The sequence below is a fragment of the Erwinia sp. AK-PDG3-5 genome, from assembly GCF_056821705.1.
The window spans coordinates 1,339,088-1,355,507 of sequence record NZ_CM165967.1; the positions used below are offsets into that span (position 1 = coordinate 1,339,088).

General features: G+C 56.6%; 15 protein-coding genes. 9 read left to right on the forward strand and 6 right to left on the reverse strand.

The window, feature by feature from the left end; genetic code table 11:
- Positions 1 to 100: 100 nt before the first annotated feature.
- Both ypfJ and AC1UKS_RS06110 read left to right on the forward strand, forming a co-directional pair.
- Entirely contained in the window at positions 101 to 973 is an 873-nt protein-coding gene (ypfJ, locus tag AC1UKS_RS06105) for a KPN_02809 family neutral zinc metallopeptidase (protein WP_265911237.1), read from the forward strand.
- A gap of 2 nt (positions 974 to 975) precedes the next feature.
- The gene (locus AC1UKS_RS06110; protein WP_482436111.1) at positions 976 to 2,997 is read left to right on the forward strand and encodes a tRNA(Met) cytidine acetyltransferase TmcA; all 2,022 of its coding nucleotides are present in this window, start codon (positions 976 to 978) and stop codon (positions 2,995 to 2,997) included.
- 59 nt (positions 2,998 to 3,056) lie between these two features.
- Here the strand turns inward: AC1UKS_RS06110 and AC1UKS_RS06115 are convergent, their stop codons facing one another.
- The 3 genes from AC1UKS_RS06115 to AC1UKS_RS06125 are packed head-to-tail and all read right to left on the reverse strand — an operon-like array spanning position 3,057 to position 4,752.
- Entirely contained in the window at positions 3,057 to 3,245 is a 189-nt protein-coding gene (locus AC1UKS_RS06115; protein WP_013203349.1) for a YpfN family protein, read from the reverse strand.
- A 17-nt stretch (positions 3,246 to 3,262) separates the two neighbouring features.
- Positions 3,263 to 4,390, reverse strand: coding sequence for a succinyl-diaminopimelate desuccinylase (gene dapE / locus AC1UKS_RS06120; protein WP_482436112.1), 1,128 nt, complete (start codon positions 4,388 to 4,390; stop codon positions 3,263 to 3,265).
- 2 nt (positions 4,391 to 4,392) lie between these two features.
- On the reverse strand, positions 4,393 to 4,752 hold the full coding sequence (locus tag AC1UKS_RS06125; RefSeq protein ID WP_482436113.1) for an ArsC family reductase: 360 nt from the start codon (positions 4,750 to 4,752) through the stop codon (positions 4,393 to 4,395).
- 143 nt (positions 4,753 to 4,895) lie between these two features.
- Here AC1UKS_RS06125 and AC1UKS_RS06130 point away from each other — a divergent pair, with 143 nt between their 5' ends.
- Positions 4,896 to 5,090, forward strand: coding sequence for a hypothetical protein (locus AC1UKS_RS06130; RefSeq protein WP_013203346.1), 195 nt, complete (start codon positions 4,896 to 4,898; stop codon positions 5,088 to 5,090).
- A 38-nt stretch (positions 5,091 to 5,128) separates the two neighbouring features.
- Here AC1UKS_RS06130 and AC1UKS_RS06135 read toward each other — a convergent pair whose 3' ends face one another.
- Positions 5,129 to 5,563 (reverse strand): GNAT family N-acetyltransferase, encoded by a 435-nt coding sequence (locus AC1UKS_RS06135; protein WP_482436889.1) that lies wholly within the window; start codon positions 5,561 to 5,563, stop codon positions 5,129 to 5,131.
- A gap of 213 nt (positions 5,564 to 5,776) precedes the next feature.
- On the opposite strand from AC1UKS_RS06135, the gene AC1UKS_RS06140 reads away from it, so the two are divergent.
- Positions 5,777 to 5,824, forward strand: coding sequence for a hypothetical protein (locus AC1UKS_RS06140; protein WP_225309844.1), 48 nt, complete (start codon positions 5,777 to 5,779; stop codon positions 5,822 to 5,824).
- 85 nt (positions 5,825 to 5,909) lie between these two features.
- Here the strand turns inward: AC1UKS_RS06140 and acrD are convergent, their stop codons facing one another.
- Positions 5,910 to 9,026, reverse strand: coding sequence for a multidrug efflux RND transporter permease AcrD (gene acrD, locus AC1UKS_RS06145; RefSeq protein ID WP_482436114.1), 3,117 nt, complete (start codon positions 9,024 to 9,026; stop codon positions 5,910 to 5,912).
- Between the two features lie 262 nt (positions 9,027 to 9,288).
- Positions 9,289 to 10,947 (reverse strand): nitrate/nitrite two-component system sensor histidine kinase NarQ, encoded by a 1,659-nt coding sequence (gene narQ, locus AC1UKS_RS06150; protein WP_482436115.1) that lies wholly within the window; start codon positions 10,945 to 10,947, stop codon positions 9,289 to 9,291.
- Positions 10,948 to 11,326: 379 nt separating this feature from the next.
- On the opposite strand from narQ, the gene AC1UKS_RS06155 reads away from it, so the two are divergent.
- From AC1UKS_RS06155 to AC1UKS_RS06175, 5 genes are all read left to right on the forward strand, one after another.
- Positions 11,327 to 11,602: a YdgH/BhsA/McbA-like domain containing protein gene (locus AC1UKS_RS06155; RefSeq protein ID WP_482436116.1), complete on the forward strand. Its 276-nt coding sequence runs from the start codon at positions 11,327 to 11,329 to the stop codon at positions 11,600 to 11,602.
- A 319-nt stretch (positions 11,603 to 11,921) separates the two neighbouring features.
- On the forward strand, positions 11,922 to 13,391 hold the full coding sequence (gene ansP, locus AC1UKS_RS06160) for an L-asparagine permease (protein WP_013203339.1): 1,470 nt from the start codon (positions 11,922 to 11,924) through the stop codon (positions 13,389 to 13,391).
- Positions 13,392 to 13,717: 326 nt separating this feature from the next.
- Positions 13,718 to 14,491: an ATP-binding cassette domain-containing protein gene (locus AC1UKS_RS06165; protein WP_482436117.1), complete on the forward strand. Its 774-nt coding sequence runs from the start codon at positions 13,718 to 13,720 to the stop codon at positions 14,489 to 14,491.
- 33 nt (positions 14,492 to 14,524) lie between these two features.
- Positions 14,525 to 15,508, forward strand: a complete 984-nt coding sequence (locus tag AC1UKS_RS06170; RefSeq protein ID WP_482436118.1) for an autoinducer 2 ABC transporter substrate-binding protein — start codon at positions 14,525 to 14,527, stop codon at positions 15,506 to 15,508.
- A gap of 297 nt (positions 15,509 to 15,805) precedes the next feature.
- Positions 15,806 to 16,417: an ABC transporter permease gene (locus AC1UKS_RS06175; protein ID WP_482436119.1), complete on the forward strand. Its 612-nt coding sequence runs from the start codon at positions 15,806 to 15,808 to the stop codon at positions 16,415 to 16,417.
- Positions 16,418 to 16,420 lie beyond the last annotated feature (3 nt).

Genomic DNA, 16,420 nt, shown 5'->3' on the forward strand with positions numbered 1-16,420 from the left:
AACTCAAATCGCAGGTTATGCCCGGTTAGCTGGTGTTACCTGAGACACACGTCTAAAATCAATCTAACAGCCGTGAAATGGATATAACGAGAGGTAAGGTATGCGTTGGCAAGGGCGCCGCGAGAGCGACAATGTGGACGATCGCCGTGATGATTCTGGTTCGTCGCCATCAATGGGGGCGGGAAGAATGCGCATTCCCCGGGGCAAAGGCGGCATCATTCTGCTGATTGTGGTGGTGATCGCCAGCTACTATGGCTATGACCTTAGCCCGTTGCTGACCGGTGAAAGCAGCAGCGTTTCTCAGCCAGCCCCGCAACGCCAGAGCAGCATCAAGCCGCAGCAGGATGAAGCGGCCAAATTTACCTCAGTGATCCTTGCCACCACGGAAGATACCTGGCAGCAGCTTTTTCAGAAAATGGGTAAAACCTATACGCCACCAAAACTGGTGATGTATCGCGGGGCCACCCGCACAGGTTGTGGTACCGGTCAGTCAGTGATGGGGCCTTTTTACTGCCCGGCTGATACCACGGTTTACATTGACCTGTCGTTTTACGATGAGATGAAAAACAAGCTGGGGGCGGACGGCGATTTCGCCCAGGGATATGTTATTGCTCATGAAGTGGGCCACCACGTACAAAGATTGTTGGGCATTGAGCAAAAAGTCCGCCAGATGCAGCAGGGTGCAAGCCAGACTCAGGCTAATCAGCTTTCGGTGAAAATGGAGTTACAGGCGGACTGCTTTGCCGGCGTGTGGGGTTACTACATGCAAAAGCAAAACATCCTTGAACCCGGTGATTTACAGGAAGCGCTCAACGCCGCTGAAGCGATCGGTGACGATCGTCTGCAACAGCGCGGTCAGGGCCGGGTGGTACCCGACAGTTTCACCCACGGGACGTCAGAGCAGCGTTACAGCTGGTTTAAAAAAGGGTTTGAGAGCGGTAATCCAGGCCAGTGCGACACCTTTAGTCGCTGATCATGGCCGGGGTTAACGACACACTTCGCCATAGCGAACATATCAGGCAGTACGGGCTGCGGCAAATGCTGGTGATCAGCGGTGACGATAGCTGGTGCCAGCATCAGGCTGAGCAGTGGATGGCCTGGTTGCCAGGCGACTGGATGTGGCTGGGCGATGCACCCCACAGTCCGCTGAACTGCGCGCCGGCGGCGGCAAGAACTCTACTGGGACGCGAATTTCTGCACGCGGTGTTTGATGCCCGCAGTGGTTTTCATGCCGAGGCGCTGGCGGCACTCGCCGGCACGCTTAAAGTGGGCAGCTGGCTGCTGCTGCTGGTGCCAGACTGGTCGCGTTGGGCCGCCTTACCCGACACCGATTCATTGCGCTGGAGCGAGCAGGCTTCGGCCATTCCTTCCTTTAACTTCATCCGCCGTTTTCAGCAGATGGTTGAGCAGGATGACAGCATTGCGCTGCTCCAGCAGCATCAGCCATTCACCTTACCGTCTCTCCCCACATCGCCAGCCTGGCAGCCTGATGATACGTCACAGCAGCAGGCGGTGCTTGATGCGTTGCTGGCCAGCGAGCCCGGTATCTCTGTGATTATCGCCCCGCGCGGCAGAGGAAAATCTGCGCTGGCCGGCCTGCTGGCGTCACGCTGGCCAGGACGTTGTCTGATAACCGCACCGGCCAAAGTGGCCACCGATGTGCTGGCCGAATTTGCCGGTGAGGCTTTTGAGTTTATCGCGCCGGACCGGCTGCTGGCACTCCGCCCTGAACAGCGGCCGCAGCCGATCGACTGGCTGCTGGTGGACGAAGCCGCAGCCATCCCGGCACCGATCCTGCGGCAGCTGGTGCAGCTGTATCCCCGCGTGTTGCTGACCTCCACCTTGCTGGGGTACGAAGGTACCGGTCGCGGCTTTATGCTGAAATTCTGCGCCAGCCTGCCGCAGGTGACGCTGCGTAAACTGGATCAGCCGCTGCGCTGGTCAGCCAGTGACCCCCTCGAGCGCTTTATTAATCAGGCGTTACTGATTGCGGAAGCGGAGCCAGAACAAAGCACATTGCCGCTGCAGTTTTCGTTTCCTGAGCAATCAGCGTGGCTGACTCAGCCGGAACAATTGTCGGCCATGTATCAGCTGCTGGCGAGTGCCCACTATCGCACTTCTCCACTGGATTTACGGCGAATGATGGATGCGCCAGGCATGCATTTCAGCCTGGCATCGCAGGGCGACACCGTGCAGGGTGCGATGCTGCTGGTTGATGAAGGTGGTTTGACAGCCGCTTTGTCCGAAGCGGTCTGGGCCGGCTTCCGCCGTCCACGGGGAAATCTGGTGGCGCAGTCACTCGCCGCCCACGGCGGCTGGCCCGAAGCCGCGCAGCTTCGTTCCAGGCGTATCAGTCGGATTGCCATTGCACCTGAACGGCGGCGTCAGGGTATCGGCCGTCAAATGGTGGAGCGGAGCAGGGAAGATGCCGACGGGCTGGATTATTTGTCGGTCAGCTTTGGTTATACGGCGGAACTTTGGGCCTTCTGGCAATCCTGCGGCTTTAAATTGATGCGGCTGGGCAGTCAGCGTGAAGCCAGCAGCGGCTGCTATACGGCGATGGCGATCCTGCCATTAAGTGAACAGGCACAACAGCTGCACGCCAGCGGCGAAAAACGGCTTCAGCGCGACTGGCCCTGGTTGCAACGACTGATCCCGGATATCGACCTGCCAGTGGCTGAGGCGGACGACCCAAATCTGAATGAAGAGGACTGGCGCGAGCTGGCAGGCTTTGCCTGGGGCCACCGTCCGTTTGAAGCCAGCTTTGGCGCGCTGGGGCGGCTGGTCAGCCAGTGCCCAAGCGATCTGCCTCTGCTTAATGGGGCGATGGTGGGGGAGAAGTCGGCAGCGGAACTCAATCAGTACTTTGGCCTGTCTGGCCGTAAGGCATTGCTGGCCGGCTGGCGGCAGGAAACGGAAAGAGCATTGTTGAGCCTGGATGCCGCAGCCAGCCAACGCTGGCAGAGCGTGACAGAGGCAATCAAAGCATTATCGTAATTCAGGAAAGTGAGCGGGTGGAACGGGAAGGGTGAAGCAGGGGCCGAAGCCCCTGCGACTTATTTCTTTTTCGGCAGGTCGTCGTCGTCATCCCACTTGTCGTTAAAATCCCGATGCGGTGGCAAATCCGGTTTGTTCGCCATATATTTTTTCGGATCGATGCGCTTCAAATCTTTATAGACATTCATCAGCACGCCTACCATCAGCACAATCACCAACAGCCACCAATACTCTTTCAGCCATTCCATATTCTCACCTTATTCGCTTAAGCGATTAGCTGTTCCATAATCCGCTGGTACATGCGGCTCAGCAGTTGCAGGTCGGCGGCTTTGACACACTCATTGATTTTATGAATGGTGGCATTCACCGGACCCAGTTCCACCACCTGCGCACCCATTCGGGCGATAAAACGCCCGTCTGAAGTGCCGCCGGTGGTCAGCAACTGCGGTTTAATTTCATTATAGTGCTCAACAGCATTTACTACCGCATCGACCAACTTACCGCAAGACGTCAGGAACGGCTGGCCGGAAACATTCCACTCCAGCGTGTAACGCAGCTGGTGACGATCCAACAGCTCCTGCACTTTCTGCTTAATCATCGCGTCCGTCAGCTCAGTACTGAAGCGGAAGTTAAACTGCACAAAGCATTCACCGGGGATCACATTGTTGCTGCCGGTTCCGGCCTGCACGTTGGCAATCTGCATACTGGTTGGCGGGAAGAATTCATTGCCCTGGTCCCACTCGGTGGCGACCAGCTCATTGAGCGCCGGCAGCGCGCGGTGAACAGGGTTGTCGGCCAGATGAGGATAGGCCACGTGACCCTGAACGCCATGCACGGTCAGATTGGCGGTCATCGATCCGCGGCGGCCATTTTTCACCACGTCGCCGACGATTTCGGTGCTGGATGGTTCGCCGACCAGACAGTAATCCATGCGCTCTTTGCGCGCCATCAGCGCTTCTACCACTTTCACCGTGCCATTGGTGGCGCTGGCTTCTTCGTCAGACGTAATCAGGAAAGCCAGACGGCCTTTATGATTCGGGTTGCTGGTCACGAAGCGCTCCGCCGCGACAATCATCGCTGCCAGCGAGCCTTTCATATCGGCCGCGCCGCGCCCGTACAGCATGCCATCACGGATGGTCGGTTCAAACGGCGGGTTGATCCAACGGCTGGCATCGCCGGTTGGCACCACGTCGGTATGCCCGGCAAAGGCCAGCGTTTCGCCCTGGCCACGCCACGCCCAGACATTCAGGGTATCGCCAATGTTCATCGGCTCAATAGTGAAGCCAAGCGCCTTAAGGCGTTCGATCAAAATAGCCTGACAGCCGGCATCATCCGGGCTGAGGGAAGGGCGACGAATAAGCTGCTGCGTCAGCTCGATGACCGGACAAAACATAATCAGGACTTCTCCGAAATAAATGGCTGGTAGGTTGCTTCACTAAAGCCCAGCAGCATAGAGCCGTCTGGGCTGCAGAGCAACGGGCGTTTGATGATTGCCGGCTGTTCCAGCATCAGTTCGCGTGCAGTTGCCGCATTATTCACCCCATTGCGCGTTTCTTCGCTGAGCTTGCGCCACGTGGTGCCACGGGTTTTCAGCAAGGCTTCCCAGCCCAGCACGTCGATAAAGCCCTGTAAGGTCGCGCTGTCCAGGCCATCGGCGCGGTAGTCATGAAACTGATACGCCATCGCCTGGGCTTCCAGGTACTTTCGCGCCTTCTTAATGGTGTCGCAATTTTTGATGCCGTACATTGTAAGCATGACGGTTCCCTTCTTTTTTCTGTGGGTTTCAACTATATTCGATACTGTTCAGGCGGTTAGTCTACAACGGATGCGCCTGCGAGGCAGCAGGGAAGCACAGAATATCATCACCCAGACAGAGACTTAGCGTAAGGAGGGACAATATGAACTATATGAAAGCGTCTTCCGCCCATTCGGTTGAAGAGACACAATCAATGATCGTGATCGTGCGGAAGAAAACCAGCCGGTGTGATGAGTTCAATCACATCGTTGAGGCGGTGATGCTAGACCATCCCGATGCCAAAACGCATATCGACAGCGAGAGCGGCGGCTACGATAAAGTGATAGTTCTGAAATAACAGTGGACGTGGATGGGGGGCGCAGTGCCCCCCAGGTTCTATCCGCTGACGAATCCCTTCTCCTGCAACCTTAATAACGCCGTCCCTTCTGCATAAATCATCCCGGTCGTTAATGGCGCATAGCCCAGTTTCTGATAGAAGCTGATTTTGTCCGGCATTGAGTAGATAAAGACTTTTCCACAGGGCGCCAGCGCCTGCATAATCGCCGCCATCAATTGCCCGCCATAGCCTTTGCCCTGGAAAGACGCGTCGACAATCACATCGGAAAGGTAGGAAGCATAGGTCATGTCGCTAATAGCATGCGCCGTCGCCATCAGCTTACCGTCTACGTAGCCAAACCAGACAAACTGAGAATGCTGATAGGCGCGCTGAAGAGTGTGCGGATCGCGGCGGCTAAGGCCGGCGCGCTCAATAAGATCGGCCAGTTCCTGCCAGTCGACGTCAGGCTTTTCGTAAGAGGTCGTCAGTACCATCTGAATCATGCTTTTCCCTCTGGTTTTCGAACGATAATCACGCTATTGATTAGTCTGCCAATGATAACGGCAGAACTGTGTCCTGCCACGCAAATTACAGTTTTGATCGAAACTGCCGATGGTATGGGTGAGCGAAAATGATTCACTTCGCATTAGGATTAATCCTATAATGGGCCCACAATAAAAGAGAGGTGATTTATGATTGATACAGAAATGGGGACCTGGAAAGACTTTATCGAAGCAATGTTAACGCGTAAATAACACCTTCTTTAAATAAGGCAGATCGGGCAACACCGGCCACCTCCAGAACAGAAAAAGGCAGCACTTCGGTGCTGCCTTTGGTCGTTTATTTGCCGGGTTTTTCCTGTACCGGGAAGCGTCGTCTGACTAACACAAAGAACAGCGGGACAAAGAAGATCGCCAGCACCGTGGCGGAAATCATACCGCCCATCACGCCCGTGCCCACCGCATGCTGGCTACTGGAGCCGGCCCCGTTACTGATCACCATCGGCAACACGCCGAAGATAAAGGCCAGTGAGGTCATCAGAATCGGACGCAGACGCTGTTTCGAGGCTTCGAGGGTTGATTCCAGCAGATCCCGGCCTTTCGCATTGATCTCATTGGCGAATTCCACAATCAGAATGGCATTCTTCGCCGACAGGCCAATCACCGTCAACAGACCCACCTGGAAGTAGACGTCATTTTCCAGACCGCGCGCCCAGGTGGCCACCAGCGCGCCGATCACGCCGAGCGGCACCACCAGCATCACTGAGAACGGAATCGACCAGCTCTCATACAGCGCCGCCAGACAGAGGAACACCACCAGCAGGGAAATGGCATACAGCGCAGGCGCCTGCGATCCGGACATCCGTTCCTGATAGGACGCTCCGGTCCATTGCAGGCCAAAGCCGATAGGCAGTTTGCTGACCAGATTTTCCATCACGTCCATGGCGGTACCGGTACTGATGCCCTGACCAGATTCACCGACAATTTCCACAGCGGAATAGCCGTTATAGCGCTCCAGGCGTGGCGAACCGGTTTCCCAACTGGTGGTGGCAAAGGCGGTAAACGGCACCATGCCGCCGCTGCTGTTACGGACGTACCACTTGCTGATGTCGTCCGGCAACATGCGGTATTTTGCTGCGGCCTGAACATAGACCTTCTTCACGCGGCCGCGGTCGAGGAAATCGTTAACGTAGGTCGAGCCCCAACCGGTCTGCAGGGTGTTATTGATATCATCAATCGAGACCCCAAGTGCCTGGGCCTTGTGCTGATCGACGTTAATCCGTAACTGCGGTGTGTCATCCAGACCGTTATGGCGCACGCGCACTAACGAGGCATTGCCCTCGGCGGCGGCCAGCAGTTGGTCGCGCGCCTTCATCAACGCATCGTGGCCAAGGCCAGCGTGATCCTGCAATTCCATATCAAATCCGGCCGAGTTCCCCAGCCCGGTAATGGCCGGCGGGCTGCTGGCAATCACGCGGCCTTCTTTGATTTTTTTAAAGGCGGCCGTTGCGCGTTCAATGATCGCAAAGGAGGTGTTTTCGGCGCCTGGGCGGTCTCCCCAGTCTTTTAAGCGGACAAACATACGCGCCACGTTCTGACCATTACCGCCCGGACCGGCACCAATGGTGGAGAACACCGACAGCACGTTGTTTTTCTCCTCGGTGAGATAGTACTGCTCAACCTTATTAACCACCTTATTGGTTTCCTGCAGCGTGGAACCCGGCGGTAACTGCACCTGGGTGGTGAACACGCCACGATCTTCAAGCGGCAGGAAGGAGGTCGGCAGGCGCAGGAACATAAAGGCCATCCCGGCGATCAGCAGCATATACAGCACCATCCAGCGTCCGGCTTTCGCCAGAATTTTGCCCACGCCGCGTTCATAGCGTTCGGCATTGCGGTTGAACATGCGGTTGAACCAGCCGAAGAATCCCCGGCGACCATGATGATGGCCCTTAGCGATAGGTTTAAGCAGCGTGGCGCACAGGGCAGGGGTCAGGATCATCGCCACCAGCACCGACAGCACCATGGCGGAAACGATGGTCACCGAGAACTGACGGTAGATTGCCCCGGTGGTGCCGCCAAAGAAAGCCATCGGAATAAATACCGCTGACAGCACCAGCGCAATCCCCACCAGCGCGCCCTGAATCTGTCCCATCGATTTACGGGTGGCATCACGCGGCGAGAGTCCTTCTTCACTCATTATTCGCTCAACGTTCTCCACCACCACAATGGCGTCATCGACCAGCAGCCCGATTGCCAGCACCATGGCGAACATGGTCAGGGTGTTGATACTGAAACCGAAGGCAGACAGGATGGTAAAGGTCCCGAGCAACACCACCGGCACGGCGATGGTTGGGATCAGCGTGGCGCGGAAGTTCTGCATAAACAGATACATCACCACAAATACCAGGATCACCGCTTCAATCAGGGTCTTGACCACATCCTCAATCGACGCTTTAACAAACGGCGTGGTTTCATAAGCGACCTCTGCTTTCAGCCCGTGTGGGAAGAAGTGCGACAGCTCTTCAATACGGGCGCGCACCAGCTCATCGGTTTGCAGCTCATTCGCGCCGGACGCCAGCTTGATCCCCAGACCGGATGCGGCCTGGCCGTTGTACTGGCTGAGGAAGTCATATTTCTCCGCGCCCAGCGCCATATCCGCCACGTCGCCGAGTTTTACTTCTGAACCGTCCTGATTAACCCGCAGGGTGATATCGCGGAACTGCTGCGGGGTGTTTAACAGGGATTGCGAGTTGATGGTGGCATTCAGCGCCTGGCGATCGACCGACGGCAAGCCGCCCAGCTGACCCACCGCCACCTGGCTGTTTTGCGATTCAATCGCCGAAACAATATCCGAAGTGGTCAGGGCGTAATTGATCATCTTGTTGGGATCAAGCCAGATGCGCATCGCGTACTGCGAACCGTAAGCATCGACTTCGCCCACGCCATCAATACGGCTGAGCGGATCCTGTACGTTACTGGCGACGTAGTCGGAAATATCCTGCTTATCCATGCTGCCGTCGGTGGAGACGAACGCCACCATCAGGATATTGGTGTCACCGGTTTTGGTCACCGTGACGCCCTGGGTCTGCACGTCCTGCGGCAGCTTACGCAGCGCGGCCTGCAGCTGGTTCTGCACCTGCTGGCGCGCTTCATCCGGGTTGGTTCCGGCGGTAAAGGTCAGGGTGATGGTTGCCTGCCCGGTATTGCTGCTCTGGGAGGACATATACATCAGGTTATCGATGCCCGTCATATTCTGTTCGATAACCTGGGTAACGGTATTCTCCAGCGTTTCCGCAGAGGCGCCAGGGTAATTGGCCGTGATGCGGACGTTAGGTGGAGCCAGGTCGGGATATTGCTCTACGGGAAGGTGTAAAATCGACAGTGTGCCGGTCAGGCAAAGCAAAATCGCTATCACCCAGGCGAAGATCGGGCGATCGATAAAAAAATTCGCCATTGAATAAGGCTCCAGGCAAGTAGTCGGGAAGAGAAATGCGCCGGCCTTATTTTTGGGCGCGGGCTTCTGAAATCCGGTCCGCCGCAAATTTTTTTAGTTTATTCAAACTGCTTCGGCAGCAAACACTTTACCCTCAGCATTGTGAAGAATCGTGGAGAAAATGAGGAGAAAGTGTAAATTATCGTGCTAAATCGTCCGCAGACGTACGCCGTCAGCCCTTGTGCCATCAGCAATATCTGATCTGACGACCGTGAGTTCACCGCTATGCCGGGAAGCGTAATGAGACGGTGGTCCCCTGGTTGCCGGCGGAACAGATGGTTATGCCGCCGTGCAGGTTTCTGGCTCGTTCCTGCATAATCGACAGGCCGTAATGCCCGGGTGGCGAGGTCGCGTCGGCGATACCGACACCATTATCATGAATTTCAATCAGATTTTCGTCCCGATCCGTACGGCTGCAGCGGATCACAATCCGCGATGCCTGGGCATGACGAATGGCATTGAGCAGGGCTTCGCGCACGATTTGCAGCACATGAACCTGCTGTTGCGCCTCCAGATGCTGTACTGCTGGCTCACTCTCTAACACGATTTCAGCGCTGGACTGCGTGCGCAGGGTGGCGATCGCCTGGCGCAGCGCGGTGGCTAAATCTGCGGGTTCAACCGACAGGCGGAAGGTGGTCAGTAACTCGCGCAGCTGAATATTCGCTTCGTTCAGGGCGCGATCGATCTCAGCCACAATCGCCAGCGCCGGTTCCGCCTTGCTATCCACCACTCGTTTCAGCCTGGCGAGTTGAATGCGCAGATAGGCGAGGGACTGCGCCAGGGAATCATGCAGTTCGCGGGCAATGGTGGCGCGTTCCTCGATCACCAGCAGATGGTGAACTTTTTGCTGTGCGCGATCGAGTTGCAGCGAACGGGCCAGCATGGTGGCCAGTCCCTGCATCAGTTGCGGCTCACTGGTTGTTGCCTGCCAGCGTAATGCGGATGCGGGCTTCTCCGCCAGCGGCAGGCTCAGCCACGGCAGATGGGGATTCGGCTGGCCAGCGCTCAGCGTGCCGTGGGGATCGGCGCTCAGTTCAATCGCGCTGAGGCCGTGATGCTCGATGACTTTTTCCAGCACCTCCGGCCAGGCGTCGGCAGGATTCAGATGGCGGTTAAGGGTCTCCGAGCAGTGATAGAGCAGCGCCAGATGGCGGTTAGCCTGACTCAGGTCGCTGGTTTTCTCTTTTACCGCCTGTTCGAGGCGTTGCACCTGTTTATCCAGTTCAGCCGACATGCTGGTGAAGGCGCGAGCCAGCACGCCCAGTTCGTTGGTCAGTCCGGTATCCAGCGGCGTGTGCTGAAAATGGGCCTGCTCAATCTCATGGCTGGCGTTCACCAGCTTATTCAGCGGGATCACCACCTGGCGCTTCACCCGTCTTAACGTCAGAAACACCAGCAGGGCGATGGCGACAAAACCCAGCAGGCTGACGCCGGCCACCAGTTTCATCTTCAGCTCGGCCCAGTGCTGCAGCGCCAGCACAAAGCGATCGATCTGCGCGACATATAAGGAGACGTTTTGCTGGTAGTGCTGAGTCTCTCCCGCCAGTAACGCCGGCTGCAGGCTCTGCCAGTCATGGAGTAGGGCATGATAACGTGCCCTGACACTCTCCGGCACATAGGCCCGATCCAATGCTTTTAAAGGCGGCGCCTGCACGGATTGCTGATACGCGGCGATATCTTTCGGCAGTTCAGACCGCTGGCTGGCGGCATCCCATGCCAGACGATAGCTTTGCATCCGCAGGGATCCGGCAATGTTCACCGCTTCCGCATCGCGCAGGCTGGTAGAAAGCGTCAGCAGCGCCAGACCGGTCGACAGCACTGAAAGCAGAGCAATGGCGAACAGCGCGCGGGCGAGGCTGCCAGTGACGGAACGTTTAAACATCCGGCTTATCCTTTATAAGAGAGGCGGTCAGTATAGCCGCAACCAAAAAGCAAAAAACTGACCTGAATCGGCTGCAAAAAAGAATGTTCAAAACGTGCGGTGTATCGCTTGAAGCGCCGTGGCAACCCGGATACAGTGGTTCCACTGCTTAAAATACCCGATAAAATGTATCTCCTCCGTGCAGTTTGACACCTCTGTTTACATCCCTGGCTAAATGTAACTTTTATTGACGCTTCTTAAAATAAATCCGCGCTCTCTTCACAATCCTTAAACACTTTTACCCGTCGCTCACTCTGCTTTTCATTAGCACGGTCATAATTGATTCCGTAACGAACAATAACTTTCTGACGAATGATAACTTTCGACGAGGAAATCAATTATGAATATCAAATTACCTGCGCTTATTGCTGCCACCCTTTTAGCCGCCACCTCTTTCTCAGCATTGGCCGCTACTCAGGTCGATGCACAGCAGAGCCAGAATCTGCAATCAATGGGTACGGTGTCCGTCTCAGCCGTGAGCGGTTCGCTGGATGACGCAACCCACCAGCTTTCTCAGAAAGCATCGGAAATGGGCGCCACGCACTATCGTGTTATCCGCGCTGATACCCCGGGTGATTCAAGCCTGTGGAGCGGTAACGCAGAGATTTACCGTTAAGCTGTTCCCTCTCCGCATTATCCCTGTGTAGCCTTAGTGATTTCACTGAACCGACCGCCCTTTGCGGTCGGTTTTTTTATGCGCCATCTGGCAAAAATTACAAAAGCTCACGATTTCACGCGCGGAACTTTTGCGTCAGCTTTCGAGAACGGTTAGGATGCATCGCCGCAATTTTGCCGCTTCCGCTAAGAATATAATTACAGGAAGTCGGCTTTTGCCCAGACGTTTGTGCTGCGACGCAATCGTTTGGTTGGCGACAGACATCAGGATACCTGGGACGGGTAACCGTAATACTGTGGACAGGATAATAGGAAAGAAAATGAAAGCTGATAAAACAGCGGTCGCAGACAAACGCGCCGCAAGAAGACGTTGGTTAAATTCTCATGACTCTGGCTATCACAAGGCCATGGACAATCGTCACGTTCAGATGATTGCGATTGGTGGGGCGATAGGGACAGGACTGTTTCTTGGTGCGGGAGCCCGTCTGCAGATTGCCGGCCCGGCGCTGGCAATCGTCTATTTAGTGTGTGGCATCTTCTCCTTCTTTATCCTGCGTGCGCTGGGTGAGTTGGTTCTTCACCGCCCATCAAGCGGCAGCTTTGTTTCCTATGCGCGTGAATTCCTTGGCGAAAAAGCCTCCTACGTGGCGGGCTGGATGTACTTCGTCAACTGGGCGATGACCGGTATCGTGGATATCACGGCGGTGGCGCTGTATATGCACTACTGGGGCGCGTTCGGCGATGTGCCGCAGTGGGTGTTCGCGCTGGGCGCGCTGGCGATTGTCGGCACCATGAACATGATCGGCGTAAAGTGGTTCGCCGAAATGGAGTTCTGGTTCGCGCTGATTAAGGTACTGGCTATCGCCATCTTCCTGATTGTCGGCGTGGTGTTCCTCGGCACCGGTAAACCGCTGGACGGCAACTCAACCGGCTTCCACCTGATCACCGATAACGGCGGTTTCTTCCCGCACGGTCTGCTACCGGCGCTGGTGCTGGTGCAGGGTGTGGTCTTCGCCTTTGCCTCCATTGAACTGGTGGGGACGGCGGCCGGCGAATGTAAAGACCCGAAAACCATGCTGCCGAAGGCAATCAACAGCGTGATCTGGCGTATCGGCCTGTTCTACGTTGGCTCGGTGGTGCTGCTGGTGCTGTTACTGCCGTGGAATGCTTACCAGGCAGGACAGAGCCCGTTCGTTACCTTCTTCTCGAAACTGGGCGTGCCTTACGTTGGCAGCATCATGAATATCGTGGTGCTGAGCGCGGCGCTTTCCAGCCTGAACTCCGGCCTGTATTCCACCGGCCGCATTCTGCGTTCGATGTCGATGGGCGGCTCGGCACCGAAGTTCATGTCAAAAATGAGCGGTCAGCAGGTGCCTTACATGGGCATCCTGGTGACGATTGGCGTCTATATTATCGGGGTTTACCTCAATTATATCGTGCCATCGCGCGTGTTTGAGATCGTGCTGAATATCGCTTCACTGGGCATCATCTCTTCCTGGGGCTTTATCGTGGTTTGCCAGATGCGTCTGCGTAAAGCGATCAAAGAAGGGAAAGCGGAAGACGTTAGCTTCAAAATGCCGTGGGCACCGTTCACTTCATGGCTGACGCTGGTGTTCCTGGCCAGCGTGCTGGTACTGATGGCGTTTGATTACCCTAACGGGACGTACACCATTGCCGCCGTGCCGCTGATTGCGTTGATCCTGATCCTCGGCTGGTTTGGCGTTCGCAAGCGCGTGCATGCGGTGGCGCAAACCGAGCATGCACCGGTGAAGGAAACCTCAGCGAAGTAATCCTGAGACGTTCAGAAAAAGGCGGCCTTTTACAGGTCGCCTTTTTTTTATCCCCGTGCCTCACACTGGCGCAATTATGCACAACGATGTCGCATCCTTGATTTAACACGCAAAAATCCCGCTGCTGACACGTAAATCGGATTACCAGACCATTCACAAATTAGTGCAGGGTTTTTCAGTCGTCTGCCTTTTATATCTGTCATAACCCCTCTGAACTGGCACGCGAACTGCTTAATAATCCTCCATAAGACCACCGCCGTAAGCCCGATGTGTTGAAAAAGGGTAAACCGGTTTACTCGTTTATTGCCAGCATCAGGGAAACCGTTATGGGTGACGTTTTGGTTAAAGCTACCAACATTACCAAGCGCTTTGGCGCGCAGACCGCGCTCAACGGCGTCAACATGGAGATCAACCGGGGAGAGGTGCTTGCGCTGCTGGGGGATAACGGCGCTGGAAAGTCGACCTTTACCAAAGTCCTGTCGGGTGCCTACAGCGCCACGGAAGGCGAGCTGGTTGTTTCCGGTAAAAGCGTGCGTTTCTCCTCGCCGAAAGAGGCGTCCGACTACGGCATCGCCACCATTTATCAGGAGCTGGCGCTGGCGGAAAACCTGTCGATTGCCGAAAACGTCTTTCTCGGTCGCGAGTTAAAACGGCAGGTGCTGGGCATCCCGTTTTTACGTATGCAGGCGATGCGTGAACGGGTGCAACAGCTGCTGGCCGAACTGGATGCGCATATCTCCGATGCGGAAGCGCCGGTAGGCAGCCTGTCTGGCGGTCAACGTCAGGCGGTGGCGATCTGCCGCGCCCTTAACCTCAATGCCCAGCTGGTGATCATGGACGAACCGACCGCCGCGCTGGCGGTAGCTGAAACCCGCAAGGTGCTTTCACTGACGCGGCGGCTGGCCGAACGTAACTGTGGCGTGGTGCTGATCAGCCATAACATCAGCGACGTGTTTGAAGTGGCCGATCGCATGGTGTTTTTCCGCCGTGGCCGCAAAATTGCCGAACGGCGACGGGAAGAGACCTCGCCGGATGAGATCGTCTCACTGATCACCGGCGCGCATCCTGATGCGCGCGCCTTTGAACAACGCCGTGACTAACCAATCGTTCCTTTCTCTGGGTGGAATTTAACTATGTTGAAACGCGTCACTCTTACACTGCTTGCGTCATCTGTTTACCTTATCAGCCAGTTAGTCAGCGCTGCCGACAAACCGAAAGTGGCCTTTGTACCGCAGATAGTTGGCATTCCGTACTTCCAGGCGATGCAGGACGGTGGCAACCGTGCGGCGAAGGAACTGGGCGTTGATTTTATCTATTCCGGCCCGGTGGATACCAACCCGATGGATCAGCTGCAAATCGTGCAGAACCTGATTGCGCAGGGCGTGAAGGCCATCTCGGTTAGCGTGCTGGATGCCTCCAGCCTGGCCCCGGTGGTTGAACAGGCCAAATCACGCGGCATCTCGCTGTACACCAGCGACAGCGATGCACCGGACAGCGGCCGTGCGGTCTATGTTGCCCAGGCCACGGATCGGGGACTAGGCGAAAGCATCATTGATGAGATGGTCAAACGGGTGGGCGATCGCGGCAAGATTGGCATCGTTTCGGGCGAAGCGACCGCATCAAATCTTAACGCCTGGATCGGGTTTATGCAGGCGAGGGTGAAAGCGAAATACCCGAACGTCACCTTGCTGGCGCCGCAGTTTGCCGGTGGCACCGCCAGCCGTGCGGCACAAATTTCCACCGATTTGATGTCCTCTAATCCCGATCTGAACGGCATTATTGCCGTCGCGTCCACCACCTGTCCCGGCGTGGCGCAGGCCATCGAAACCGCCGGGAAAATCGGCAAGGTGATTGGTGCCGGCTACTGCAGCCCGAACACCGCGCGCGCCTGTCTGAAGAGCGGCGCCTTTGGTTACAGCGTGTTGTGGGACCCGGAGAGGCTGGGCTATCTGACCGTCTGGGCTGGCAAAGCGCTGATCGACGGCAAAAAATTTGCGGCGGAAAACCGCGTGCCGGGCTTTGCTAAGCCGGTCAGCTATGACAGTAAAACCGGCATCCTGCTGCTGGGCGCTCCTGCGGTCTTCACCAAAGATAACGTCGATCAGTATCACTTCTGATGAGAATGCAACTTAAAGGAACCCTGTGGCGCTGGTCGGCGCGTGAAATCACCCTTGCCATCGTCTGCCTGCTGGCTTGCGCGATCTTCTCGCTGGCTTCGCCCTGGTTTGCCACCGTCGACAACCTGGGCACGGTATTGCGTAACAGCGTTGAGCTGCTGCTGATTGGTTTGGGGATGACGTTGATTCTGGCGATGGGCGGCGTCGATGTCTCCGTCGGCGTGGTGATGGGGCTGGCGGCCTGGGGCGTCGGGCAGTTACTGGGGGCGCATCCCGGCCATTGTCGGCACGCTGGGTTTGTACGGCGTCTACCGCACTGTCATCTTTGCCTTACTTGGCGGTCGGTGGTTATCGGGTCTGCCCGATGGGCTGACGCGTTGGGTGGATGGCCGCTTGCTTGGCCTGCCGCTGATGGCGTGGCTGATAGCGCTGGCTTATCTGCTGGTCTGGCTGGCCTTGCGGCGCACGGCCTATGGCCCGCATTTGCTGGCGATTGGCCATTCGGAAGAGAAAGCCCGCCTGTCCGGTGTACCGGTCACCCGCGTGCGCTTTATCACCTTTATGCTGTGCGGGCTGGCAGCCACCTTTTATGTGGCCACCTACCGCAACGTGGAGATGACCGTCGGCAGCACGCTGGCGCTGGAGGCGATTGCGGCGGTGGTGCTGGGCGGAACCCGCATCACCGGCGGCCAATGCAGTTTGTTGGGCACCGTGTTAGGCGTTCTGCTGCTGCGGATTTTGCAAAACGGCCTGCTGCTGGTGCTGGGCGGCGGCGGCGGGATCGATTTGTCGGTCGGTGGCAACGTTTCGCTGTCGGCAGTGGCGGGCATGATGGCGCTGCACGCCGGTTTACCGCCGGTGCTGCTGCCGGTCTTTTCCTGCTTGGCCTGTTTAATGGCTATCTGGTAGCAA